23 protein-coding genes are annotated in these 23,924 nt (G+C 70.4%); 16 read left to right on the top strand and 7 right to left on the bottom strand.

The features are described 5' to 3' along the window. Positions 1-261 precede the first annotated feature (261 nt). The 5 genes from OIE67_RS35525 to OIE67_RS35505 all read right to left on the bottom strand — a co-directional run bounded on the left by OIE67_RS35525 (position 262) and on the right by OIE67_RS35505 (position 5,014). Positions 262-1,167, bottom strand: a complete 906-nt coding sequence (locus OIE67_RS35525) for a 5-dehydro-4-deoxyglucarate dehydratase (protein WP_326628738.1) — start codon at positions 1,165-1,167, stop codon at positions 262-264. A gap of 14 nt (positions 1,168-1,181) precedes the next feature. Then, positions 1,182-1,949 (bottom strand): IclR family transcriptional regulator, encoded by a 768-nt coding sequence (locus tag OIE67_RS35520; RefSeq protein WP_326628737.1) that lies wholly within the window; start codon positions 1,947-1,949, stop codon positions 1,182-1,184. A 67-nt stretch (positions 1,950-2,016) separates the two neighbouring features. Next, positions 2,017-2,877: a carbohydrate ABC transporter permease gene (locus OIE67_RS35515; protein WP_326628736.1), complete on the bottom strand. Its 861-nt coding sequence runs from the start codon at positions 2,875-2,877 to the stop codon at positions 2,017-2,019. Then, complete coding sequence (locus OIE67_RS35510; protein WP_245955584.1) at positions 2,874-3,803, bottom strand: carbohydrate ABC transporter permease; 930 nt, start codon at positions 3,801-3,803, stop codon at positions 2,874-2,876. The genes OIE67_RS35515 and OIE67_RS35510 overlap by 4 nt, the downstream gene beginning before the upstream one ends. Next, complete coding sequence (locus tag OIE67_RS35505; RefSeq protein ID WP_326628732.1) at positions 3,800-5,014, bottom strand: ABC transporter substrate-binding protein; 1,215 nt, start codon at positions 5,012-5,014, stop codon at positions 3,800-3,802. Before OIE67_RS35505 ends, OIE67_RS35510 begins: the two co-directional genes overlap by 4 nt. A 238-nt stretch (positions 5,015-5,252) precedes the next feature. On the opposite strand from OIE67_RS35505, the gene OIE67_RS35500 reads away from it, so the two are divergent. From OIE67_RS35500 to OIE67_RS35490, 3 genes are all read left to right on the top strand, one after another. Then, positions 5,253-6,047 carry an NAD-dependent epimerase/dehydratase family protein gene (locus tag OIE67_RS35500; RefSeq protein ID WP_326628730.1) on the top strand — a complete coding sequence of 265 codons (795 nt, stop codon included), beginning with the start codon at positions 5,253-5,255 and terminating at the stop codon, positions 6,045-6,047. 100 nt (positions 6,048-6,147) lie between these two features. Continuing rightward, complete coding sequence (locus OIE67_RS35495) at positions 6,148-7,107, top strand: LacI family DNA-binding transcriptional regulator (RefSeq protein WP_326628728.1); 960 nt, start codon at positions 6,148-6,150, stop codon at positions 7,105-7,107. Positions 7,108-7,119: 12 nt separating this feature from the next. Then, positions 7,120-8,052: an aldose epimerase family protein gene (locus OIE67_RS35490; protein ID WP_326628725.1), complete on the top strand. Its 933-nt coding sequence runs from the start codon at positions 7,120-7,122 to the stop codon at positions 8,050-8,052. Here OIE67_RS35490 and OIE67_RS35485 read toward each other — a convergent pair. Next, positions 8,045-10,513 carry a SpoIIE family protein phosphatase gene (locus tag OIE67_RS35485; RefSeq protein ID WP_326628723.1) on the bottom strand — a complete coding sequence of 823 codons (2,469 nt, stop codon included), beginning with the start codon at positions 10,511-10,513 and terminating at the stop codon, positions 8,045-8,047. The two genes, OIE67_RS35490 and OIE67_RS35485, sit on opposite strands and share 8 nt — an antisense overlap. A 65-nt stretch (positions 10,514-10,578) precedes the next feature. Here OIE67_RS35485 and OIE67_RS35480 point away from each other — a divergent pair, with 65 nt between their 5' ends. From OIE67_RS35480 to OIE67_RS35430, 11 genes are all read left to right on the top strand, one after another. Continuing rightward, the gene (locus tag OIE67_RS35480; protein ID WP_326628721.1) at positions 10,579-10,923 is read left to right on the top strand and encodes a hypothetical protein; all 345 of its coding nucleotides are present in this window, start codon (positions 10,579-10,581) and stop codon (positions 10,921-10,923) included. Further along, complete coding sequence (locus OIE67_RS35475) at positions 10,868-11,557, top strand: ATP-binding protein (protein ID WP_326628718.1); 690 nt, start codon at positions 10,868-10,870, stop codon at positions 11,555-11,557. The genes OIE67_RS35480 and OIE67_RS35475 overlap by 56 nt, the downstream gene beginning before the upstream one ends. Beyond that, positions 11,452-11,781 carry a response regulator gene (locus OIE67_RS35470; RefSeq protein WP_456094137.1) on the top strand — a complete coding sequence of 110 codons (330 nt, stop codon included), beginning with the start codon at positions 11,452-11,454 and terminating at the stop codon, positions 11,779-11,781. Before OIE67_RS35475 ends, OIE67_RS35470 begins: the two co-directional genes overlap by 106 nt. Beyond that, positions 11,778-11,900, top strand: a complete 123-nt coding sequence (locus OIE67_RS35465) for a response regulator (protein ID WP_326628713.1) — start codon at positions 11,778-11,780, stop codon at positions 11,898-11,900. Before OIE67_RS35470 ends, OIE67_RS35465 begins: the two co-directional genes overlap by 4 nt. Further along, the gene (locus tag OIE67_RS35460) at positions 11,897-12,391 is read left to right on the top strand and encodes a response regulator (RefSeq protein WP_326628711.1); all 495 of its coding nucleotides are present in this window, start codon (positions 11,897-11,899) and stop codon (positions 12,389-12,391) included. Before OIE67_RS35465 ends, OIE67_RS35460 begins: the two co-directional genes overlap by 4 nt. Positions 12,392-12,483: 92 nt before the next feature. Next, a complete protein-coding gene (locus OIE67_RS35455; RefSeq protein ID WP_326628709.1) occupies positions 12,484-15,003 on the top strand; it encodes a DNA translocase FtsK in 2,520 nt (839 codons plus the stop codon). A 106-nt stretch (positions 15,004-15,109) separates the two neighbouring features. Then, the gene (locus OIE67_RS35450) at positions 15,110-15,847 is read left to right on the top strand and encodes a helix-turn-helix domain-containing protein (RefSeq protein WP_326645555.1); all 738 of its coding nucleotides are present in this window, start codon (positions 15,110-15,112) and stop codon (positions 15,845-15,847) included. Positions 15,848-15,917: 70 nt separating this feature from the next. Beyond that, positions 15,918-17,327, top strand: coding sequence for a 30S ribosomal protein S12 methylthiotransferase RimO (rimO, locus tag OIE67_RS35445; protein WP_326628707.1), 1,410 nt, complete (start codon positions 15,918-15,920; stop codon positions 17,325-17,327). Next, entirely contained in the window at positions 17,324-17,896 is a 573-nt protein-coding gene (gene pgsA, locus OIE67_RS35440) for a CDP-diacylglycerol--glycerol-3-phosphate 3-phosphatidyltransferase (RefSeq protein WP_326628705.1), read from the top strand. Before rimO ends, pgsA begins: the two co-directional genes overlap by 4 nt. Positions 17,897-17,899: 3 nt before the next feature. Next, complete coding sequence (locus OIE67_RS35435) at positions 17,900-18,391, top strand: CinA family protein (RefSeq protein WP_326628702.1); 492 nt, start codon at positions 17,900-17,902, stop codon at positions 18,389-18,391. Between the two features lie 286 nt (positions 18,392-18,677). Further along, positions 18,678-19,037, top strand: a complete 360-nt coding sequence (locus OIE67_RS35430; protein ID WP_106236030.1) for a helix-turn-helix domain-containing protein — start codon at positions 18,678-18,680, stop codon at positions 19,035-19,037. Here the strand turns inward: OIE67_RS35430 and OIE67_RS35425 are convergent. Continuing rightward, positions 19,034-19,813, bottom strand: a complete 780-nt coding sequence (locus tag OIE67_RS35425; RefSeq protein WP_326628701.1) for a DNA-formamidopyrimidine glycosylase family protein — start codon at positions 19,811-19,813, stop codon at positions 19,034-19,036. The genes OIE67_RS35430 and OIE67_RS35425 overlap by 4 nt on opposite strands. A gap of 166 nt (positions 19,814-19,979) precedes the next feature. On the opposite strand from OIE67_RS35425, the gene OIE67_RS35420 reads away from it, so the two are divergent. Both OIE67_RS35420 and OIE67_RS35415 read left to right on the top strand, forming a co-directional pair. Beyond that, positions 19,980-21,905: a serine/threonine-protein kinase gene (locus OIE67_RS35420; RefSeq protein ID WP_326628699.1), complete on the top strand. Its 1,926-nt coding sequence runs from the start codon at positions 19,980-19,982 to the stop codon at positions 21,903-21,905. After that, the gene (locus tag OIE67_RS35415) at positions 21,902-23,881 is read left to right on the top strand and encodes a serine/threonine-protein kinase (RefSeq protein ID WP_326628697.1); all 1,980 of its coding nucleotides are present in this window, start codon (positions 21,902-21,904) and stop codon (positions 23,879-23,881) included. Before OIE67_RS35420 ends, OIE67_RS35415 begins: the two co-directional genes overlap by 4 nt. Positions 23,882-23,924 lie beyond the last annotated feature (43 nt).

The raw sequence follows: 23,924 nt of genomic DNA, 5'->3' as shown, positions 1-23,924 counted from the left end.
TGTGGCGAGGGGTCCGTGATCCGTGGTGACGGGCCTGCGACTGGTGACGATGGGCCACGGGGCCTGCGCCTCGTGGCTCGTGGTGGCGGGGGCCCGTGGTCCGTGGTGGTAGGTCGAGTGATCTGTGGTGACGGGTCCCGTAACTTGTGGTGACGGGGCCTGCGACCCCGCCCCCCGTGGTCATGGGCCCCCGTCCCCCACGGTCGGTGCCGTCGTCTGATTGGGCGGAACGAGGGGTGCCCAGCGCAGTACGACCCCGGCTCAGCCGCCCACGAGCCCCATCCCAGCGTCGATGAGCCGTTCCAGGACACGCAGATGCTCGGGAGCCGGGTCCGCCAACGGCGCCCGTACCCCGCCGACCTTCAGCCCCCGCATCCGCACCCCCGCCTTGACCAGCGACACCGCGTACCCGGGGACGAGATCGCGCAACTCCACCAGCGGCAGATAGAAGTCGGTGAGCAGCCGCCGGGCCATGACCTCGTCGCCCCCGGTCACGGCCTTGTGGAAGGCGACGGCGATCTCGGGGGCGAAGGCGAAGACGGCGCTGGAGTAGAGGTTGACGCCGATCCCCCGGTAGGCGGGCACGGTCAGCTCGGCCGTCGGCAGGCCGTTGAAGAAGGTGAAGTCCTCGCCGCCGCTGGCGCGGACGGTCAGGATGATGCGTTGCAGCAGGTCGAAGTCGCCCAGGCCGTCCTTGAAGCCGATCACGTGCGGGTGGCGGGCCAGTTCGGCCACGGCGGCGGGGGTGAAGCGGGCGTTGCCGCGCTGGTAGATGACGCACGGCAGGCCGCCGGCCTCGGCCACGTCGCGGACGTAACGGGTCAGGCCGGCGGTGGGGCCGGTGACCAGGTACGGGGGCATGAGCAGCAGGCCGTCGGCGCCCTGGGCGGCGGCCGCGCGGGCGAGGGCGCGGGCGGAGGGGAGGGGGCCGCCGGCACCGGCGAACACGGGTGCGCGGCCGGCGGTGGCGGTGACCGCGGTGGCCACGACGCGGGTGTACTCGTCGAGGTCGAGGGCGTTGAACTCGCCGGTGCCGCACGCCGTGAACACGCCGCCGGCCCCGGCCACGACCCCGTCGGACACGTGCCGGGCGAGGACGGGTTCGACGAGGCGGCCGTCGGGGCCGAACGGGGTGACCGGGAAGAACAGAACGCCGTCGAGCCGCATAGAACATCTCCTGTCTAGCGGATGCCCTCCCTGCGGAGAGTGGCAGCCAGCTTCCGGGTGTGTTTGATCACCGCTTCGATGATCTGCTCGACGTCGGTGGGCGGGAGCCCGGCGGGCATCGAGCAGCTGATCGCGTCCGTGGCCGGGATGCGGTAGTCGACGGCCACGGCCACGCAGGCCACGCCGGGCGTGCCCTGCTCGCGTTCGTAGGACCAGCCGCGGGTGCGGACCTGGTCGAGTTCGCCGGTGAGCTTGGTCAGATCGGTGATCGTGTGGTCGGTCAGCCCGGTCAGCGGCTGGGGCAGCAGCGCCTCGACCTCGTCATCGGTGAGCTGGGCGAGCAGCACCTGGCCGAGCGCGGTGACGTGGGCGGGCAGCCGCCGGCCGACGCGGGGGATGATGTGGTCGGCCTCGCGGGAGTCGCGGGTCGCGAGATAGAGCACGTGGGCTCCGTCGCGGCGGGCGAAGTGCACGGTATGCCCGATCTCGTCGCGCAAGTCCTCCAGACTCTCCTGGGCGAACGGGAGCGCGAGGTCCTTGTCGAGGTAGGCGGTGCCGGTGAGCAGCGCGTGGGGCCCGATCCCGAACGCCGACCTGGCCGCGTCGGTCTCGACCCAGTTGAGCTCGACCAGGGTGCGCATGAGGGCGTGCAGGCTGCTGCGCGGGAATCCGGTCCGCTGCTGGAGCTCCGACAGCGTCAGGTGGTCGTGTGAATCTGCGAGAGTTTCCAGGATGCGGACGGTCCGCTCGGCGGACTTGACCAGCTGGGGCTCCATGCTCATCCCATCTCGTATCCATCGGCGGGCTCGGGCATCCAGGATATGGGATGCCGTCCAGATACATGGACACTCAGCCCTTGACCGCGCCGCTCGTCAGCCCGCGCATGAACTGCCGCTGGAACGCCAGGAACGCGATGATCGACGGCAGCAGCGCCAGCAGCGAGGCCGCCAGCAGCACGCCGATCCCGACCTCCTCATCCGAGCGCAACGAGCGCAGCGCGACGGGCAGCGTCCACATGTCCGACTGGGGCGCGACGATCAGGGGGAGCAGGTACTGGTCCCAGATCATCGTGAAGCCGAAGACGCCGATCACGCCGAGCGCGGGGCGGCACAGCGGCAGGATGATCGTGGCGAAGATGCGCAGCTCCCCCGCGCCGTCGATGCGCGCCGCCTCCTCCAGTTCGACCGGCACCTCCTTCATGAACTCGGTCATGACGAGGATGGAGAACCCCCAGGCTCCGACGGGCAGGATCATGCCGGCGTACGTGCCGATGAGGTTGACGTGCAGCAGCGGCATGTCGGCCAGGACGAGGGAGAGGGGGATCGCGATGATCTCCTCGGGGAGCATCATCGTGGCGAGCATGAGCAGCATCACGAACGTCATGCCGCGGAACTTCTTGCGGGCCAGCGAGTACGCCGCGAAGACGCTCACCAGCACCTGCAGCAGCAGCCCGAAGCCCACGACGATGAAGGAGTTGAGCAGGTACAGGTAGACGTTCTTGTCCTGGGCCTTGATGAAGTTCTCCAGGGTGAACTCGTCCGGCCACAGGGAGAAGGAGGTGGGGTCCAGGGTCTTGTTGAAGGCGCTCATGAGCAGCCCGATCAGCGGCCCGGTGAAAACAACCACCATAGCCCCATAAATCAGGACCTTTCCGGTGGTGGCCAACGGGCCACGCCGCGACTCCAGGCCCAGCGCGCTGTCGAACCTCATGCCGCCTGCCTCCTGCGCAACATCTGCACGATCACGGTGAGCGCCAGCGTGGCCAGGAACAGCACGATCCCGCCCGCCGAGGCGACCCCCAGCTCGTTCTTCTGGAACCCGAGCTTGTAGATCAAGGTCATCAGCACTTCGGACGAGCCGTTCGGACCGCCGTTCGTCAGGACGTAGACCTCGACGAAGACGCGCAGGCCGCGGATGGCCGCCAGCGTGAACAGGATCCAGAACACCGGCCGCAGCGCGGGCAGCGTGATGTGCCGCAGCCGCCGCCAGGTGGAGGCGCCGTCCACGGCCGCGGCCTCGTACAGGCTGCGGTTCACGCCGACCAGACCGGCCAGGAAGATCATCATGTCGTACGGGGTGCCGCGCCAGATGCTCATCAGCATGATCGACATCAGCGAGGAGTCCTCGCTGGCCAGCCACGGCTGCGGATCGACGCCTGCCCAGCCGATCACGATGTTGAGCATCCCGCTGTCGGCCGGGTGGAACATGATCCGCCACACCTCGGCCACGGCCGCCATCGTGGTCACGACCGGCAGGAAGGCCGCGGTCCTGACGAACCACAGGTACCGCGCCGGCCCCTCGATGAGCAGCGCCAGCCCGAGGCCCAGCACGAGCGAGCCGAGCGTGGTGCCGAAGGCCAGCACGACGCTGTGCCAGATCGCCGCGCCGAACTCGTCGTCGGTGATGATCGTCTGGTAGTTCTGAAACCCGACCCACTCGTCACCGAGGAACGTCTGGACCTTGAACAGGCTCTTCCACAGGCCCACGAACATCGGGATGAACTTGAAGTACAGGAAGAGCAGCAGCGCGGGCGCCAGGAACAGCCAGGCGATCAGCGGCCCCCGCCACCGCGCCGATTTCGGCGGGTGGCCGGGAGCCGCCGTCCGGCCGGACGCCGGGGCGAGTGTGGAGGTCATGACGCTTTCTGGCTCTGCAGTTCCTGGGTGAGCTTCGTGTTGAGCTCATCCATCGCCGTCTTGACGTTGGCGGAGCAGTCGGCCCAGACCGCGTTGATGGTGTCGGCGGAGGTCTGGCGGATCGGCGCCCAGTTGGGCACCGGCGGGGCGTAGACGGCGTTCGCGTACGACTCCTGGAACACCTTCCAGCGCGGGTCCTGCCGCTCGGCGGCCATGTCGACCGTGGTGTTGACCGGCAGGCGGACGATGGCGCCGTTGGCGTCCTTGTTCATGCCGATCTTCTGGCCCTCGGGCGAGATGGCGAACTCGGCGAACTTCTTCTGGTTGTCCGGGTTCGGGGACCCGGCCATCATGTAGACGTTCTCGCCCTCGCCGAGCGTGCCGGGACCGCCGGACGGGCCCTTGGGCACCGGCAGGACCTCGATCTTGTCGGTGCCGATGCTGTTGACGAACCTGGCCAGCACGTAAGGACCGACCAGGTAGATGCCGCCCTGGCCCTTCTCGAACACCTCGTGCGTGACGGTGGTGTCGTTGCTGACGGCGCCCGGGTTGACGGTCTTGGTCTTGCAGAACTGGTCCTGGAGGAACTGCACGGCCTCCACGGTCTTGGGATCGTTCACCGTGGCGGCGTACTTGCCCCCGCCGGTGGCCTTGATGAAGTCGCCGCCGTTGGCGTAGATGAGCGAGGAGGCGTACCAGGAGGCGTAGCCGCGCTTGGTGCCCGCGGGGGCCACGAGACCGGCGGTGTCCTTCTGGCCGTTGCCGTCGGGGTCCTTCTCGGTGAACGCGACGGCCAGCTTGGCCAGGTCCTCCCAGGTCGCGGGAGGCTCCATGTCCACCTTCTCGCGCCAGTCCTTGCGTACGATCAGCGCGAACGACTGGGCCGAGAACGGGGCCGCGTAGAACTTGCCGTCGGCCCCGGTGGCGGCCGTCCAGGCGGTCTCCGCGAGCTGGTCGCCGCCCTTGAGCGCGGCTTTGTCGACCGGCTGCAGCCACCCCTGTGACACCATGTTGCCGAGCTGGGCGGTGTCGTTGATGACGATGTCGGGCAGGTCCTTCTGCGCCGCCTGCTGGTTCAGTTTGGTCTCGAAGTCGTCGAAAAGGGCGACGACTTTCGTCTTCACGCCACTGGCCTTGGTAAAGGCGTCGGCCAGCTTCACGGCGGTCTTGGCGGACTCGGAATCGGGCGGCTGCCTGATCCAGATCTCCAAGGCGTTGTCGGAACTAGATGATGATGAGCCCCCGGAACCGCAGGCTGTCACTCCTAAGGCCAGAGCCGCGGTCATCGCGGCTCCCAGCAGACGATGTGACATCAGACCGCCTCCTGTTCACATATGTGGACATGAGTCGTGGACTTGGATGTGTGCCTGTGAACGTAACTAGTGGCACGGCTCACGGTCAATATTCAAGGATGTGAATTTCAGTCAGATTCGTGTACATCATTGAGGCATGCGCATTCTCATGACAGGGGCCTCGGGAAAGGTCGGGACGCTGCTCCGGCCACGGCTCGCGCGTGCGGGCCGCACGCTGCGGCTTTCCGACATCCAGCCGGTCGAGCCCGGGCCCGGCGAGGAATGGGTGACGGCCGACCTGACCGACCCGGCCGCTGTGGCCGAGGCGATGAAGGGCGTGGACGCCGTGCTGCACCTCGGCGGCCAGAGCAGGGAACACCCCTGGGCCGACATCGTGCAGGCCAACATCAACGGCACCCAGGTGCTGCTGGAGGCGGCGCGGAAGGAGGGGGTCGAGCACCTCCTGCTCATGGGCAGCCACCACGCGGCCGGCTACCAGACCCGTTCCGCGTCCGGCGAGGACCTGCCCGACTACGCCTTCCCCAGGCCGGACACCTTCTACGGCGTGAGCAAGGTCGTCATGGAGGCCCTCGGCAGCCTCTACCACGACCGCTTCGGCATGAACGTCACCGTCGTCCGCCTCGGCACCTGCAACGAGGCCCCCGCCGACACGCGCGGGCTGGCCACCTGGATCTCGCCCGACGACCTGACCCGCCTGGTCGAAGCCGGGCTGAGCGCGACCGGCTACCACGTGGTCTGGGGCGTCTCCGACAGCCCGCGCCGCTGGTGGTCGCTGGAGGAGGCCGAGGCCATCGGGTTCGAGTCCAAGGACAGCTCCGAGCCGTTCGCCGCCGCCCTCATCGAGACGCAGGGCGAGCCCGACCTGTCCGAGCCGCTGCACCACCGCGCGGGCGGCGTCTTCACGCTGAACGAGCTCGGCGGGAAGTGGTGAGCTGACCAGCCTGTCGTGGCAACCGGTTGCAAGAACCTTGACGGCGTCAGCCGCGAACGCAAAGGTTTGATCTGGCAACCGTTTGCATGGGAGGACGGCGATGGCGGCGACGATCAAGGACGTGGCCCGCGCCTGCGGCGTCCACGTCTCCACCGTGTCCCGGACGTTCTCCGCGCCGCACCTGGTCAACCCGGCCACCAGGACCCGGGTGCTGGCCGCCGCCGAAGACCTCGGCTACCGGCCCAACCGCGCCGCCAGGGCGCTCACCACGGGGCGCACGTTCAACATGGGCCTGATCGTGGCCGACATCGCCAACCCGTTCTTCCCGCCGCTCATCAAGGCGGCCCAGTCGCAGGCCAGAGGCCGTGACTACCACGTCTTCGTGGCCGACACCGACGAGGACCCCCGGGTCGAGGAAGAGCTGATCAGGACCTTCGCCAAGCAGGTGGACGGCGTCCTGCTGTGCAGCCCCCGGCTGTCGAACAAGATGATCGAGCGGCTGGCGGAGGACGTGCCGTTCGTGGTGGTCAACCGGCGGATCAAGGGCATGGCCGCCGTGCTCATGAACGTCGCCCAGGGCGCCAAGCTCGCCCTCGACCACCTGGCCGCGCTCGGCCACCACAGGATCGCGCTCGTTTCCGGCCCGATCGGCTCGTGGACCAGCAACGAGATGCAGGGCGCGGCCGCCGAGGCGGTCGGGCTCGACCTGGTCTTCTTCGGCCCCAACCAGCCCACGGAGGGCGGCGGCCTGGCCGTGGCCCCCGAGGTGGCCGCCTGCGGGGCGACCGCGGTGCTGGCCTACAACGACCTCCTCGCACTCGGACTCATCGAGGGGCTGTCGGCGATGGAGATAGGGGTACCAGACCAGATAAGTGTGATCGGGTTCGACGACATCCTTCCGGGACGGCTCAACCGCCCCAAGCTGACCACGGTGGCCATGCCGGCCGCCGCGGCGGGAAGGATGGCCGTCGACCTGCTCCTGCAGTCGGGGGGAGAGGGCGCGACCGTGACCCTCGACACCGACCTCATAGTCCGCGAGTCCACGGGAAGGGCCCCATAAATGAGCGCCGTCATGAACTTCGGAACGCTGCCTTCGGGCGAGCAGGTCGAACAGGTGGAGCTGGTGTCGGGACGGCTGCGCGCCGACGTGCTGACCTACGGCGCCGTCGTGCGCAGGCTGGAGGTCGACGGAGTCAACGTCGCGCTCGGGCTCGACACGATCGAGGACTACCTGACGCGCAGCCGCTACTTCGGCGCCGTCGTCGGCCGCTACGGCAACCGCATCGCCCACGCCCGCTTCACCCTCGACGGCACCGAGCACCTGCTGCCCGCCAACAACGGCCCCAACTGCCTGCACGGCGGCACCGAGGGCTTCGACAGCAGGGTGTGGACGATCGCCGCGCAGAGCGAGTCGTCGGTGACCCTGACGCTGACCAGCCCAGACGGCGACCAGGGCTTCCCCGGCACGCTGACGGCCTCGGTCACGTACACGCTGGACGGCGACGCGCTGCGGATCGACTACGCGGCCGAGAGCGACGCGCCCACCGTGGTCAACCTGACCAACCACTCCTACTTCAACCTCAAGGGCGAGGGCGACGTCCTCGACCACGTCATCAGGATGGACGCCGCCCACTACCTGCCGGTGGACGACGACAAGATCCCCACGGGCGAGCCGGCGCCGGTCAAGGGCACGCCGTTCGACTTCACCGAGCCGCACGCTGTGGGCGAGCGCTACGACGGCGGCTACGACCACTGCTTCGTGCTCGACGGCGGCATCGAGGTCAAGGGCGGCGGCCTCACCATGGAGGTCACCACCACCGAGCCGGGCGTGCAGTTCTACGCCGGCGGCATGCTCGACGGGGTGCAGACGCCGTACGGGCCGTTCGCGGGGCTGTGCCTGGAGACGCAGCACTTCCCCGACTCGCCCAACCAGCCCCAGTTCCCCTCCACCGTGCTGCGCCCGGGCGAGCGGCGCACCTCGACCACGACGTACCGGTTCATCTGACCTGCCGCAGGGCGCCGGAGGCCTTGATCACCAGCAGCGCCATGTCGTCCTGCGACGGCTCGGCGGCGAACGTCTCGACGGCGTGCCGCACCCGCTCGGCCACGGCGTGGGCGCTGAGGCCCGTGCAGCCCGACAGCAGCTCGGACAGCCCGTCGCCGTCGTCGAGCAGCCGGCCGCCGGCGCGGCGCTCGGTCACGCCGTCGGTGACGCACAGCAGCACCTCCTCCGGCGCCAGCTCGAACGTCTCCACGTAGAACCTGGCGCCGGACTCGATGCCGAGCAGCAGTTGCGGGGTCGCCATGGTCTCGACCTCGCCGCTGGTGCGCAGCAGGAGAGGCGGAGGGTGGCCGGCTGAGGCGATCGTGCACAGTGCGCCGCCCTGCGGCAGCGGGGTCAGCTCGCCGCACAGCAGGCTGAGGAACCTGCCCTCGTCGCCCTCGTCGAGCAGCGCCTGGTTGAGCCGGTCGAAGATGTCGGCCACCGTGTAGTGCTCCTTGGCCAGCAGGCGTACGGCGTGCCTGGCCAGGCCGGTGACCGCGGCCGCCTCAGGGCCGCTGCCGCACACGTCGCCGAGCGCGAAGCACCAGTGGTCGGCCACCGTGAACAGGTCGTAGAAGTCGCCCCCGACGTCGGCGCCCTCCTCGGCCGGCTCATAGACCACCGCGGACTCCAGGCCCGGCATGGGGGCCACCCGCATCGGCAGCAGGCTGCGCTGCAGCACGCGGGAGGTGGTCGCCTGCCTGGCGTACAGCATGGCCGTGTGCAGGTTGAGCGCCACCAGGCGGCACAGGTCCGCCAGCAGGTCGGCCAGCTCCAGCGGCAGCGTCGGGTCGGTGCGGCCGATCACCAGCGCGCCGTGCGACCGGCCCTGGGTCAGCAGCGGGAAGGCCAGCACCGTCTCGGGGCCCACCGGCCAGGCCACCTCGTGCAGCGCCGTGCGGGGGATGGCGGGCAGCGACTTGCGCAGCGCGGAGTTGTGGCTCTCCTTGCTGTGCCAGACGTGGGCGAGCCTGGTCATGCCGGCCAGATCGGTCAGGTAGACCGCCGCCCACGTGGCGATCTTCGGCACCACGAGCTGCGCCGTCAGCGCCGCGATCAGCTCCTCGTCGTGCACGCCGGCCAGCAGCTCGCCCGCCTCGGCCAGGAACGACAGCCGCCCCCGGTGCGCCCGGTCGCGCTCGGCCAGCCGCTCCCGCTGCACCGGCACCGCCACCTGGTCGGCGATGTGCTGCAGGCTGACCGTCAGCTCCTGGTCGAAGCGCGACGGCTGCGCGGCCGTGACCACGAGATAGCCGATCACCTCGCCGGACACCAGCAGCGGCGCGCACGCCAGCGACCTGGCGCGCAGCTGCTCGGCCAGCTCCACGTCCGAGCCGAGCAGATCGTCGATCAGCGTGGGCGCCTTGCGGTCGGCGCAGAACACGCCCGTGGCCAGCACCCCGACCAGCCCCGCCGTGGCGCCCGCGCCCGCGGCCACGCCGAACTGGCCGCCGGTGTCGGCGGCCAGCAGCACGTAGGAGGCGTCGCCCGCGCTGGACACCTGCACGATCTGGGCGATCGTGCTGAGCAGCTCGGCGAGCGGCATGTCGTGGTCGATCAGGTCCTTGATCCGCCGGCCCGCCTCCCTGCGCAGCGGCTGGGGCGGCGGCGTCAGGACGTGGCGGTGGTCGCAGGCCACGATCATCCAGATCGTCCTGCGCTCTCCGGCGTGCCCGCGGGTGCGCAGGTGGGAGACGTAGACGGGGACGAGCCTGCCGTCGCGGTGCCGCATCCGCGTCTCGCCCCGCCAGCGGCCGAGGCCGAGCGTGTCGGCCAGCGACAGCGCGTACGGGCCCGAGCCGCGCCAGGCCACCAGCTCCTTCAGCGACCGGCCGACCACCAGCTCCGCCGGCCAGCCGAGCAACTCGGCCGCCTCGGAGTTCCACGACTCCACCACCCCGTCGAGGTCGCAGACCACCACGCCGACGTGCAGGGTCTCCAGCGGCGCCACGACGGGGGTGGCGACCAGGCCCGTCGGGCCCGGCAGGATCTCCTGCTGCTCGCAGCCCTCGCCGATCTCCAGGCGCACCCAGACCCGCTTGGCCGTCCTCGTGTACGTCACCCCCCAGGCGTCGGCGAGCATCTGGGCCAGGGCCAGGCCGCGACCGGAGGTGGCCGGCTGCCCGTCGTCGTCTTCGGCGGGGGCCGCGACGCCGGAGATGGTCCGGCTGGGGTGGTGGTCGTCGACCTCGATCTCCAGCCTGGCCGGGCTCGCGTCGACGTCGAGCCGGCAGGTCAGCTCCACGCCGGTGCCGGCGTGCACCACCGCGTTCGTGACGAGCTCGCTGGTCAGCAGGACGGCGTCCTCGGCGAGGTGGCTCAGGCGCCACTCGCCGAGCACCTGGCGGACGAACTTGCGGGCGTGCGCCGGTGCGTGGGGAGTGCCGTCGAAGGCCGTGCTCGACACCTTGGTCGTGTCCACTCTGCGTCCTAGAACATCACTCGATGTGGCAGTTCGGTCACTCTCAGGGTGGCAGACTGATGCCGTTGACGCCTCCAGTTGTGAAGAAGGCCGCGATGGTCGCGCAGTTGGAATCCCCTTACGCGCATGGACCGCTCCATCCCGCGGATCTCCGCCCGCTGCTCGTCGCGCTGCGCGGGCTGCGTGACGGCAACTTCAGGGCCAGGCTCGAACTGCCCGGCGATCCCTTCCTGGCCGAGCTGGCGACGACGCTCAACCAGGTCCTCGACCGCAACGAGCATCTCTCCGGCGAGCTGTCCCGCCTGCGTACGGAGGTGGCCAGGCGCCAACGGCGACCTGTCCAAGAAGATCACCGTGGACGCCCGGGGCGAGATCCTCCAGCTCAAGGACACCATGGACGTGCGGCCTGAGCGGCTGCCGCTGAGCAAGCTGCTCGACTACGTGGACGCCACGTTCCGCCCGCCGACCGTGGACCGGGGGCTCAAGCTGGAGATCGAGGTCACCCCCGGCACCCCCGTCCAGCTCTACAACGACGAGCGCCGGCTGCAGCAGATCCTGCGCAACCTGCTGTCGAACGCGGTCAAGTTCACCTCCGCCGGCGAGGTGCGCCTGGTCGTCTCGGTCGCCGGGGACCGGCCCGACCCCGAGGGCCGCCCGATGATCGCGTTCGCCGTCAGCGATCCCGGCCTGGGCAGCACGTTCACCCTGTTCGTGCCGGCCGGCCGGGCCGTGGCCACGCTCGCGGACGAGCTGGAGTGGGCGGAGGAGCCGATGCCGGAGACCCTCACCACCCCGGCCGGGTGGCCGGCCGCCGACGGCGACGACCCGTGGCGCTCCACGCTCATCCGGCTGAAGGACAGCCCGGCCGGAGAGATCTTCGCGGGCCGGCGGGTGCTCATCGTGGACGACGACATCCGCAACGTCTACGCCCGACGCACGTGCTCGGCCGCCTCGGCATGGAGATCGTCTACGCGGAGAACGGCAGGGAGGGGCTGGAGGCCCTCGAACGCGAGAAGGACATCGCCCTCGTCCCCATGGACGTGATGATGCCCGAGATGGACGGCTACGAGACGCTCACCGCCGTACGCCAGACGCCCGCCTTCGCCGGCCTGCCCATCATCGCGCTCACCGCCAAGGCCATGCCGGGCGACAGGGAGAAGACGATCGCCTGCGGAGCCTCGGACTACGTGCCCAAACCGGTGGACGTGGACCGGCTCCTGGAGGTGATGCGGGGGCGGCTCGCGGGTGAACGGGAGACCGGCGGATGAACCGGCAGGTCGAGATCCTGGTCGTGGACGACAACGAGGAGAGCCTGGTCGCGCTGGAGGCCGTGCTCAGGCCGTTGCAGCAGGTCCTGTTCAAGGCCAGGTCGGGGCCGAGGCGATGAAGCTGATGCTGCGCCACGACTTCGCCGTCGTGCTGCTCGACGTGCTCATGCCGGGCATGGACGGGTTCGAGACCGCCACCCACATCAAGCGCCTCGACCAGACCCGCGACGTGCCCATCATCTTCCTGACCGGCACCGAGCCGGGCGCGGGCTCGGCCTTCCGGGGATACGCGGTGGGCGCGGTCGACTACCTCACCAAGCCCTTCGACCCCTGGGTGCTGCGCTCCAAGGTGACGGTGTTCATGGAGCTGTTCCGCAAGACCTCGGTGCTGAGGGAGCAGGCGGCGCTGCTCGCCCAGCTCGTCCGCGACCACGAGGCGCTGGCGGGTTTCGCGCGCCGGCTCGGGGCGGTGGAGTCGCGGCTCGCGGGGCTGTCGGAGGTGGAGGGGGAGGACGAGGGGCTGCGGGAGGCGATCAAGGATCTGGCGGACCGGGTGGGGGCCATGCAGGCCGCGTTCGAGGCGGTGTCGTCCGTACGGGGGCGGGAATGAGCAGGGCGGACGAGCCCGCCGGGTGAGGTTCGTGTCAGGACATCGGCGTGGCTGCGCGCGTTCTGCGGTGTCTCCGTCGTACCTTTGGCATCATGGCCACCCGTACGCCGAAAAGCGCATCGAAGGGGCCGGCGAAGCGGTCGGCCTCGTCTCGCTCGACCACCGCCAAGCGCGGGAGCACGCCGGCGGGGCGGCCCAGGGCCAAGACGGCCGCGTCCGGCCGCAAGTCCCCGGTGACCCATCAGGACCCGATCAGCTGGGTCTTCACCATGATCGGCAAGCTGATCGTCGGGCTGTGGATGCTGCTCGCCAACGGCATCGGCAGCACGGCCAGGGCGCTGGGCAAGAACGCCAGGGAGCTCGATCCGGCGCACCGCCGCGACGGGGTGGGCCTGACCGTGCTCGCGGGTGCGATCGTGCTCGCGGCCATGACCTGGCGCACCTCGGACGGCGCGGTGGCCGGAGTGGTCAACGCGACCGTGCACGGCGTGTTCGGCTCGCTGGCCTGGGCGCTGCCGCTGCTGCTCGGCCTGCTGGCCTGGCGCTATCTGCGCCACCCCGACCAGAACGCCGACACCGGCCGCATGGTGATCGGCTGGGCCGCGCTGATGGTCGGCGTGCTCGGCGTCATCCACGTGGCCAACGACACCCCCTACCCGGCCGGCGAGGGCCAGGGCATGGACAAGGTGGCGCAGGCCGGCGGCATGGTCGGCTTCATCGTGTCGGCGCCGCCGATGAGCATCCTGCCCCCGTGGGTGACGATCCCGCTGCTGCTGCTCCTGTCCGGGTTCGGCGTGCTGGTGATCACCGCCACGCCGGTGCACCGCATCCCCGAGCGGCTGGCCGAGCTCAGGCACCTGCTGTTCGAGCGGCACGCCGAGCAGGAGACGCCGAAGCAGCCGGCCAGGAAGCGGACCAGGACCAAGAAGGGCGAAGGCGGCGAGGACGGCGAGGGCGGCGACATCGTCAAGCCGTACGACACGCCGGTGCTGGCCGAGAAGGACAAGCGGCCAGACCACTCGCCCGAGATCGTGCCGGGGCTGACGGACGAGGAGGAGCCGCCCGCTCCCGAGGCCGAGCGCAAGCCCGAGCCGCCGCAGCCGACGCCCGCGCCGCGCAAGGTCGAGCAGCTCGTGCTGTCGCCGCAGGCGGGCCCGTACGGGCTGCCCGATCTGCAGCACCTCAAGCAGGGCACGGCGCCCAAGCCGCAGACCAAGGCCAACACGACCGTGGTCAACGCGCTCACCAGCGTGCTGGAGCAGTTCGCCATCGACGCGCAGGTGATCGGCTTCACGCGGGGGCCGACCGTGACCCGCTACGAGATCGAGCTCGGGCCCGCGGTCAAGGTCGAGAAGGTCACCGCGCTCACCAAGAACATCGCCTACGCCGTCAAGTCGGCGGACGTGCGCATCCTGTCGCCGATCCCGGGCAAGTCGGCGATCGGCGTCGAGATCCCCAACGCCGACAAGGACCTGGTCTCGCTCGGTGACGTGCTGCGCTCCCAGGTGGCGCAGGCCGACCACCATCCGATGATCGTCGGCCTGGGCAAGGACGTCGAGGGCCGCACCATCGTGGCCAACCTGGCCAAGATGCCCCACCTGCTCATCGCGGGCGCCACCGGCGCGGGCAAGTCGGTCTGCGTCAACGGGCTGATCACCAGCATCCTCATGCGGTCCACCCCCGACGAGGTGCGCATGGTGCTGGTGGACCCCAAGCGGGTCGAGCTCAGCGTGTACGAGGGCATCCCCCACCTCATCACCCCCATCATCACGAACCCGAAGAAGGCCGCCGAGGCCCTGGAATGGGTCGTGGGCGAGATGGACCGGCGCTACGACGACCTGGCCGCGTCGGGGTTCCGGCACGTCGACGAGTTCAACAAGGCCGTGCGGGCGGGCAAGCTGCAGCCGCCGCCCGGCAGTGAGCGGGTCTACCAGCCTTATCCGTACCTGCTGGTGATCGTGGACGAGCTGGCCGACCTGATGATGGTGGCCCCGCGTGACGTCGAGGACTCGATCGTGCGCATCACGCAGCTCGCCCGCGCGGCCGGCATCCACCTGGTGATCGCCACCCAGCGGCCGAGCGTGGACGTCGTCACCGGCCTGATCAAGGCCAACGTGCCGTCCAGGCTGGCGTTCGCGGTGTCCTCGCTCACCGACTCGCGGGTCATCCTCGACCAGCCCGGCGCCGACAAGCTGGTCGGCCAGGGTGACGCGCTGTTCCTGCCGATGGGCGCGAGCAAGCCGATCCGGATCCAGAACGCGTTCGTCTCGGAGAAGGAGATCGCCGGGATCGTCTCGCACTGCAAGGAGCAGATGCAGGTCGAATACCGCGACGACGTCGCGGCGGCGCCGGTCAAGCGGGAGATCGACGAGGAGATCGGCGACGACCTCGACGTGCTGATCCAGGCGGCGGAGCTGATCGTGACCACGCAGTTCGGCTCGACCTCGATGTTGCAGCGCAAGCTGCGGGTCGGGTTCGCCAAGGCGGGGCGGCTGATGGACCTGCTGGAGAGCCGCAACGTGGTCGGCCCGAGCGAGGGTTCCAAGGCCCGCGAAGTGCTGGTCAAGCCCGACGATCTGCCTGGTTTGCTGGCCGATCTGCGTGGCGAATGACCCCAATGCGTGCTTGCCTGGCGATAACTGATTGAATATGTACCACCACGAAGAGTAGTCGGTGTGGTGGGGGGCGTTCGCTGTGCAGGAGCAGAGCATCGGGGCCATGCTGGCAGCGGCCAGGCAGTCGGCCGGGCTAACGGTCGCGCAGGTCAGCGCGGCTACCAGGATTCGCGAGGCGATCATCCATGGCATGGAACAGGATGAGTACGGCCAGTGCGGGGGTGACTTCTACGCCAGAGGGCATGTCAGGGCCGTGGCCGCCGCCGTGGGGCTCGACCCCGAGGCCACGGTCCATCTCTACGACCAGAACCACGGAGGGGTGCCGCAACCGGTGCGGGCCTCGGCCGTGTTCCAGGCGGACCGAAAGATCAACGTGCCCGAGCGCCGGGGGCCCAACTGGACGATGGCGCTGGGCGTGGCCCTGGCCATCGTCGTGGTCTTCGGCACCATGCGGGTGCTGGGCGGTGCGAGTGACCAGGTGCGGACGGGAGACGTGCGGGCGGCCTCGGCCCGGCCCAGCGTCCCGCCGAACACGCCGATCACCGAGGCGCCCAGGCCGGCGCCGTCCAAGGTGAGCGCCAAGAGCCTGGTGACGGTGCGTATCAAGGCGAAGCGGTCGTCGTACGTGAACGTGCACGACGCCGAAGGGCAGAAGTTGTTCTCGGGCACGCTGAAGGCGGGCAAGACGTCCACCTGGAAGGCGCCGGAGAAGGTCAACGTGCTGCTTTCCGACGCCGGAGCCGTAACGCTGCACGTCAACGGCAAGAAGGTCAAGGGTCTCGGCGGCAGCGGGGACATGGTGCGGCGCTCGTTCGGGCCGCCGAAACCGCAGTCACGGTAGCAGCGGGCGGGTCGCGCGGGGGAGCCCGTGCAACAGGTGGTGGCCAACTCCCGATACCGTAGTGTTCACCATGTCATCCCGCCGAACCGCATCGCTGATCACTCTGGGCTGCGCACGCAACGAGGTCGACTCCGAGGAGCTGGCCGCGCGACTCGAGGCTGCCGGTTGGCAGCTGGGCGACGACGACCCCGATGTCGTCGTCGTCAACACGTGTGGCTTCATCGACTCGGCCAAGAAGGACTCCATCGACACGCTGCTGGCCGCCGCCGACTCGGGCGTCAAGGTCGTCGCTGCGGGCTGCATGGCCGAGCGCTACGGCAACGAGCTGGCCGAGGCACTGCCCGAGGCCAGCGCGGTCATCTCCTTCGACGACTACGCCGAGATCGGCGGCCGCCTCGACGACGTGCTCGAAGGCCGGCCGCTGAAGCCGCACAGCCCACGCGACCGCCGCACCCTGCTACCCATCTCGCCGGTGGACCGTGCCAGCGCGGCCAAGGCGAGCATCCCCGGTCACGGTGACCTGCCGGCGGGCCTGGCGCCCGCCAGCGGGCCGCGCGTGCTGCGCAAACGGCTCGACGAGAGCCCGGTGGCCTCGCTCAAGCTGGCCTCGGGCTGCGACCGGCGCTGCACCTTCTGCGCCATTCCCGCCTTCCGCGGCTCCTACGTCTCCCGTAAGCCCGACGAGCTGCTGGCCGAGGCCGACTGGCTGGCTCACAGGGGGGTGCGCGAGCTGGTCCTGGTGAGCGAGAACTCCACCTCCTACGGCAAGGACCTGGGCGACCTGCGGGCGCTGGAGAAGCTGCTGCCCGAGCTGGCCGCGGTCGAGGGCATCGAACGGGTGCGGGTCAGCTACCTCCAGCCGGCCGAGCTGCGTCCCGGCCTGATCGAGGTGCTCACCGCCACCGAGGGCGTCGTCCCCTACTTCGACCTGTCCTTCCAGCACGCCAGCGGCACGGTGCTGCGCCGGATGCGCCGCTTCGGCGACCCCGGGCGCTTTCTCGGGCTGCTGGAGTCGGTCCGCGAGCGCGCCCCCGAGGCGGGCGTGCGCTCCAACTTCATCGTGGGCTTCCCCGGCGAGACGGAGGAGGAGTTCGGCGAGCTGGTCGGCTTCCTGGAGCAGGCCAGGCTCGACGTGATCGGCGTGTTCGGCTACTCCGACGAGGACGGCACGGAGGCCGCGGGGCTGCCGGGCAAGCTGGAGCAGGAGGTCGTCGACGAGCGCGTGCGCGTGCTCACCGAACTGGCCGAGGAACTGACCGCCCAGCGCGCGGAGGAGCGCATCGGCACCGAGGTCGACGTCCTGATCGACGACGACCTCGGCGACGGCGGCTACGAGGGCAGGGCGGCGCACCAGGGCCCGGAGGTGGACGGCTCGGTCACGGTGCAGGGCATCGGCCTGGTCAAGGGGCAGATCGTACGCGCGGTGGTGGTCGACGCCGAGGGGGTTGACCTGATCGCGCGCATCAAGGCCGGCCCATGAAAAGGGACGAGCGCCGCGTGGTAAGCCCGTGGAACATCGCCAACGTCCTCACGGTCCTCCGGTTGGTGCTCGTCCCCTTCTTCGTCGTCTGTCTCTTCCTGCCGGGCACGGGCTGGCGCCTGGGCGCGCTGGCGCTGTTCGGGGTGGCCTCGCTGACCGATCACCTCGACGGCGAGCTGGCCCGGCGCTACGGCCTCATCACCGACTTCGGCAAGATCGCCGACCCGATCGCCGACAAGGCGCTCACCGGGGCGGCGCTGGTGAGCCTGTCGATCCTCGGCGAGCTGCCCTGGTGGGTCACGATCGTCATCGTCGGCCGGGAGGTGGCCATCACCGGGCTGCGCCTCGTGCTGCTGCGGCACGCGGTCATCCCGGCCAGCTACGGCGGCAAGGTCAAGACCGTGCTGCAGATCGCCGCCATCGTGCTCTACCTCCTGCCCGGCATTCCCGACCCCGTCAAGTGGGTGGTGATGGGCGGAGCGGTCGTCGTGACCGTGGCCACGGGCGTCGACTACATCTTCAGGGCCGTGCGACTGCGTCAAGTGGCCAAACGGGCACGCGGGGAGTGATCGATGGCGGATGTGGCCGAGATGCTGGCGATGCTGGTGGAGCGGCGGGCCACGGTGGCCGTGGCGGAGTCGCTGACCGGAGGGCTCATCGGGGCCGCGATCACCGCGGTGTCCGGCTCCTCCAAGGCGTTCAGGGGCGGGGTGATCTCCTACGCCACCGATCTCAAGCACGAGCTGCTGGGGGTGCCGGGTGAGCTGCTGGAGCGCGAGGGGGCCGTGCATCCGCAGGTGGCGGCCGGCATGGCGGCGGGGGCCGCGCGGGTGTGCGGGGCGACGTACGGGCTGGCGGTGACGGGGGTCGCGGGGCCCGAGCCGCAGGACGGCAAGGCGGTCGGCACCGTCTTCGTGGCCGTGGCGGGGCCCGGCGGGCAGATTTGGGCCCGGGAATTGAGACTTGAAGGGTCGCGTGAACGTATCAGGGTAGAGACGGTGGACGAGGCAGTCGATCTACTGTCAGGTGTGCTGAAGGCGAACATAGGGGAACATTCCGGGTGATTACCGTGTTACGTCCCGAGCGAACATCCGAGGCACGGTCTGACGCGGTGTCGGTGGATACGGGTACGGTGGAGCTGTGAGTGAGGTCCGTGAGCCAACTGCAAGCACCGAGCGCCCGGCAGGCGGGCCTGATGAGTCGCGCAACGAGGCACGAGCGGCGATCCAGGGGCGGAGTCGCCCAGTGATGACGGCGAGGAGTATGTACGAAGCGAAGAAGCAAAATGTGCGGCACGAACCGATCGCGCGGGGCGTGGTGAAGACATCCGCGCCGGGGAGGGAGCGACAGATGATTCTGCTGCGTCAGCTGCTCGGCGACGTGCTGAGGCGGTTGCGGGTGCGGCAAGGGCGCACGCTGCGCGAGGTGTCGACACTGGCACGCGTCTCGCTCGGCTACCTGTCCGAGGTGGAGCGTGGCCAGAAGGAGGCCTCGTCCGAGCTGCTCGCGTCCATTTGCGGCGCGCTCGGGGTGCCGCTTTCGCAGGTGCTGCGTGAGGTTTCCGACCAGTTCGCGCTGGCGGAGCTCCAGGCTGCCCCTGTGCTCGCCGACGTGCCCGAGCACGAGCGCCTTGCCCTCTCCGAGACGGTTCCGCCCGGGTCGATCTCCGACTCCGTGTTCCCCGAAGTCAAGGACATGGTGGCCGCCTAACGCGGCTGGCAGCCCGCACACCACAGGATCAGCCGTTCCTGTGGCCGCATCCCCATCTCCCCGCGGCTGATGCGGGTGCCGCATCGGCGACAGGGCCTCCCCGCCCTGCCGTAGACCCACGTCGCGTTCGCCGGGCGGCGATCGCCTGTGGTGACCGTGCCCGCGTGTCCCTTGTTGGCGTCCAGCAGCCGCTGGGCCAGTGCCACCAGCCCGTCGAGATCCTCGATCTCCCCGACCTTCTTCCACGGCCAGACCCCGCGCAGGAACAGGGTCTCGGCGCGAAAGATCGTGCCGATCCCCGCCAGGTTGCGCTGATCGAGCAGCGCCTCCCCGATGGTCCTGCCGGGCGCCGCTCGCAGCCTCCGCACGGCCTCGTCCGGGTCCCAGTCGGCCCCCAGCAGATCCGGCCCCAGGTGGCCCACCAGGCGTGCCTCGTCGCCGGTCCTGACCAGGTCCACCATTCCCAGCCTGACGCCGACCGCCTGCCACTCCGCGTTCGCCAGGATCAGCCGTACCCGGTCGCCGGGGGCGGTGCGCCGGCCGACGGGCGTGACCAGCCAGCTTCCGTCCATGCGCAGGTGGGTGTGCACGGTCAGGCCGCCCTCGACGCGGGTGAGCAGATGCTTGCCGCGTGAGAGGGTGGTGAGGACCGCGCGGCCGGTGAGGTCGGCGGTGGCGTGCTGCGGGACCCGGAAGTCCGACCGGGTGAGCGTGCGCCCGTCGAGCGCGCCTCTGAGGCGGGCGGCGGTGCGGTAGACGGCATCTCCCTCAGGCACCTCTCCAGTCTAAGAAGCCTGAGAAGCCGGTGTCGTGGCCGCGTCCGCTTGACCGGCCCAGGGGGGTTCCCGGCAGGGCTTCGCGTCAATGATTCGCTGCTTTTGCGGGGGTTCGTGGCCATAATGGCGATCAGGAGACGGCCTTGACGGAAGGCTTGAGCACGGCATGCCGGAGATCACTGATTTACGTGCGGGAGATCCCGCGGAGGTCGCGGGTTATCGGCTGAACAGGCGGCTGGCGCCCGGGGTGTTCGCCGGGCGGTCGAGGACCGGAGAGCCGGTCCTGGTGCGATTATTACCGGCCGAGGTCGACCCGGAGACGTTCCTGCGCGAGATGGAGCCGCTGCGGGCGGTCTCGGCGGTCGGCACGGCCCAGGTCCTGGACGCGGGCGTGCAGGGCGAGCAGGCGTATCTGGTGGCCGAATGGGTGGACGGCCCCTCGCTGGCGGAGGTCGGCGGTTCGGTCGACGGGGTGGGGCTGCACCGGCTGGCGGCCGGGACGATCACGGCGCTGGTCGCGCTGCATCAGGCGGGGCTGGTGCACGGCGACATCAGGCCGGGCAACGTGCTGCTGGGTCCCGACGGGCCACGGGTGGCCGACGCGGGGCTGGAACACGCGATGGCGCAGGCGTCGGTGTCGACCCGGAAGGTCGCGGTGCCGGCCTACACCGCCCCTGAGCGGCTGGAAGGCGGCACGGCGGGGCCGGCGGCGGACGTGTTCTCGTGGGCGGCGACGATGGTGTTCGCAGTCAGCGGAGCTTCGCCCTTCGAGGGCGGGTCGATGGCGCAGACCGTGGCTCGGATCACCGGCGGTCAGGAGGACCTGCCGGAGCTGGGGGAGTTGCACGGACTGATCGTGGCCTGCCTGGACCACGATCCCGAGGCGCGGCCGGCGGCCAGCGAGGTGCTGCTGCGGCTGGTCGGGCAGACCTCGTTGCTGACCGGGCGGGTGGACGGCGGCCCCGCCGAGGCTCCGGCCCCGCCGCCCCGGCGCGGCCGGAGCGTGCTCGCGCTGACCGCCGCGTTCGTGGCCGGGGCGCTGGTGTCGGCGGTGGGGTTCCAGGTGCTGACCGGCGACCGCCCCGCGACCAGGGGTACGGCCGCCACCGCCAAGCCGACGAGCGCCGTCACGCCCGCGCCCGGCGCCGCCCCCACGCCCACGGTCACCTCGGTCCAGACCGAGGCGCCTTCGGACGACGTGAAGAAGAAGGGCCTGACCGACACGAAACTGAAGGATGTCGCCGTGACTCTGCACGAGCATCCTGACGACTCGATGCGGCTGGTCTCCTACCTGGGCTCCGGCGGTAAGTTCTCCAGCTTCGCCAGGCCGCCCGCCGGGGAGTTCAAGGAGGTGGGCAGCTACGAGCAGCCCGTCCTCTCACCCGGCGGCGACTGGGTGGCGCTCAACCCCATGCTGAAGTTCCAGACCTCCGAGCTGGACCAGATCAAGTTCGTCCGGATGTCCACCGGAGAGTCCTTCGTCGTCAGCACCGTCAAGAAGCCCCTGCAGGGCCTGACGCCCGTCTGGTCCAGGGACGGCGGCCGGCTGCTGGTCTCGGTCTACAACCAGGACAAGGAGCGGCGGCTGGTCGGGTTCGTGGTGATCGAGCTGGCCACCAGGAAGGCCGTGCACGTCGAGACCGAATACACCGACAACCCCTCCCTGTACTACAACTTCGCCCCCGACGGCACGATCGTGCGTGGGTTCTGGGACGGCAAGAACTCCGGGATCGAGTTCTACGACACGTCCGGCGAGGTCACCAAGACCATGCACTGGGTGGGCCTGCCGCGCGGCGGCGAGTGGTTCTCCCCGTCCGGCAAGCGGCTGGCCACCGTCTGCCCGAACGGCAAGGAACTGTGCGTGTGGGATCTCGCGACCGGCGCGCGGCAGGCGACGGTCGACTTCGGCGACGCCAAGGGCTCCTTCCTCGGCTGGTTCAACGAGAAACACCTGATGGTGCAGGATCCGGGCAAGAAGAAGACCCAGCAAATCAAGATCATCGACTTCATCGGCGATGTCAAGCGGGTGCTGGCCGACCTGGCGACGGACGGCCCGGTGCTGCTCCAGTTCGCCCGCGTGCCGCGGTCATGAGGCCGCTGCTCGCGCACGATCCCGTCCAGGTGGGGGAGCACCGCGTGGTCGGGCGGCTCGGCGTGGGCGGGCAGGGCGTCGTCTACCTGGGCGAGTCGCCCGGTGGCGGGCGGGTGGCGATCAAGATGCTGGGGGCGGAGCTGGACGACGCCGAGGCGCGCTCGCGCTTCCGGCAGGAGGTCGGGTACGCGCGGCGGGTCAAGGCGTTCTGCACCGCGCAGGTGCTGGCCAGCGGCGAGCTCGACGGCATGCCGTACGTGGTGAGCGAGTACGTCGACGGCCCCTCCCTGGCGACTGTGATCATGGACAGGGGGCCGCTGCGCGGGGCCGAGCTGCGCCGGCTGGCGATCGGGACGCTGACCGCGCTGGCCGCGATCCACCAGGCCGGGGTGGTGCACCGGGACTTCAAGCCGGGCAACGTGCTGCTCAGCAGGGACGGGCCGCGGGTGATCGACTTCGGCATCTCGCGGGCCCTGGAGGAGACCGAGGCCGGCGGGGAGCTCGTCGGGACGCCGCCGTACATGGCGCCTGAGCAGTTCGCCGACCGGCCGGTGGGCCGGGCCGCGGACCTGTTCGCCTGGGCCTCGACCATGGTGGCCGCCGCCACCGGCCGGCCGCCGTTCGGCACCGGCGACGTGGCCGCGCTGATCATCCGGATCCTGCACCAGGAGCCCGACCTCGGTGAGCTCGACGGCGACCTGCGCGAGCTGGCCGCCCGCTGCCTGGCCAAGGACCCCGCGGCCAGGCCCACGGCCGCGCAGGCGCTGCTCACCCTGCTCGGGCACCCCGTTCCCGAACGGACGCCGCGCCACCCGGGCGAACTGCTGGCCGAGGGCCAGGAGTCGGCGGCCCTGCCGAGCGGCGCTCCGCGATCGGCCGGCGGGTCGCGGTCGGATGAGGGACGCGAGGCGGAGGCCGGGGAGCAGGATTCCACGGCTTCCGCGTGGCGCAGGAGGTGGCCGGTGGTGGCGGGGGCGGTGGTCACGGCCCTGGTCGTCGCCGCGGCGGTGCTGCTGCTGTTCCCGCGTTCTCAGCCGGAGCCGCGACCGCCCGCCGCCACCGCGCCGGCGTCGGTGCCGCTGCCGACGCCGCGCCCGGGGGACATGGCGCGTACGTCCACCACCGAGGTGAAGATCCCCGGCACCGGGATCACGCTGCACGAGAACCCCGCAGACCCCCTCTGGGTCTCCTCCTACCGCGACGAGCGCGACGGGGTCGGCTACACGACCTACACGCGCGACCCCGCCACCGGGGCCTTCGGCTTCTTCGGTGCCTGGGAGGAGCCGATCGTGGCGCCGGGCGGCCGCTACGTGGCCTCACTGTCGGTGACCCGCTTCCGGCGCAGCGGCTTCGAGTTCATCCGGATCCGCGACCGGGCCACCGGCCAGGACCGGGAGCTGCGTACGGTGGACAAGCCCGCCACGCTGTTCGAGCCGGTCTGGTCCGCCGACGGGCGGCGGCTGCTCGCGACGGTCGCCGACGAGAAGGCCAAGGCCCAGGGTTTCGCGGTGATCGACGTGGGCGCGGGGGAGGTCAGGACCGTCGAGGTGGCGGACGCGGCCGAGACCAGGTTCGCGTGGGGCTCCGGCGACAGCGTCCTCTACCAGGCGACCGGCGAGGTGATCAGGGCGCTGGACCTTCAGGGCAGGAGGCTGCGCGAGTTCCCCGGCAAGCTCTCACCGGGCGGAGCCGTGCGTACGCCGATCGGCACGGTCTTCGGCACCGAGTGCCCCGGGAACGCGCGCGACGTCTGCTTCCTCGACGAGATGAGTGGCGCCGAGAAGGGCGAGGCCCGGCTGGGGAAGGGGGCCGCCTTCCGCGGCTGGCTGGACGAGCGCCATCTGCTGGTCACCATCCGCTCCGGCGACGACTTCCACGTGGTCATCGCGGACGAGACCGGCCGGACCGTGCGGACCCTGGCCACCGGCCCCGCGTCCGTGGTCGACAAGGTCCGCTTCTGGTACACGCGGAAGTGACCACGGGCCGCCGGGGAAGGGGCCGGTCTCGGGCGGGGGGCCG

The sequence above is a fragment of the Nonomuraea fuscirosea genome, assembly GCF_035917475.1.
GTDB lineage: Bacteria > Actinomycetota > Actinomycetes > Streptosporangiales > Streptosporangiaceae > Nonomuraea > Nonomuraea fuscirosea.
The sequence above is the reverse complement of the archived record's forward strand: the minus strand, read 5'-3'. Positions and strand labels throughout refer to the sequence as shown.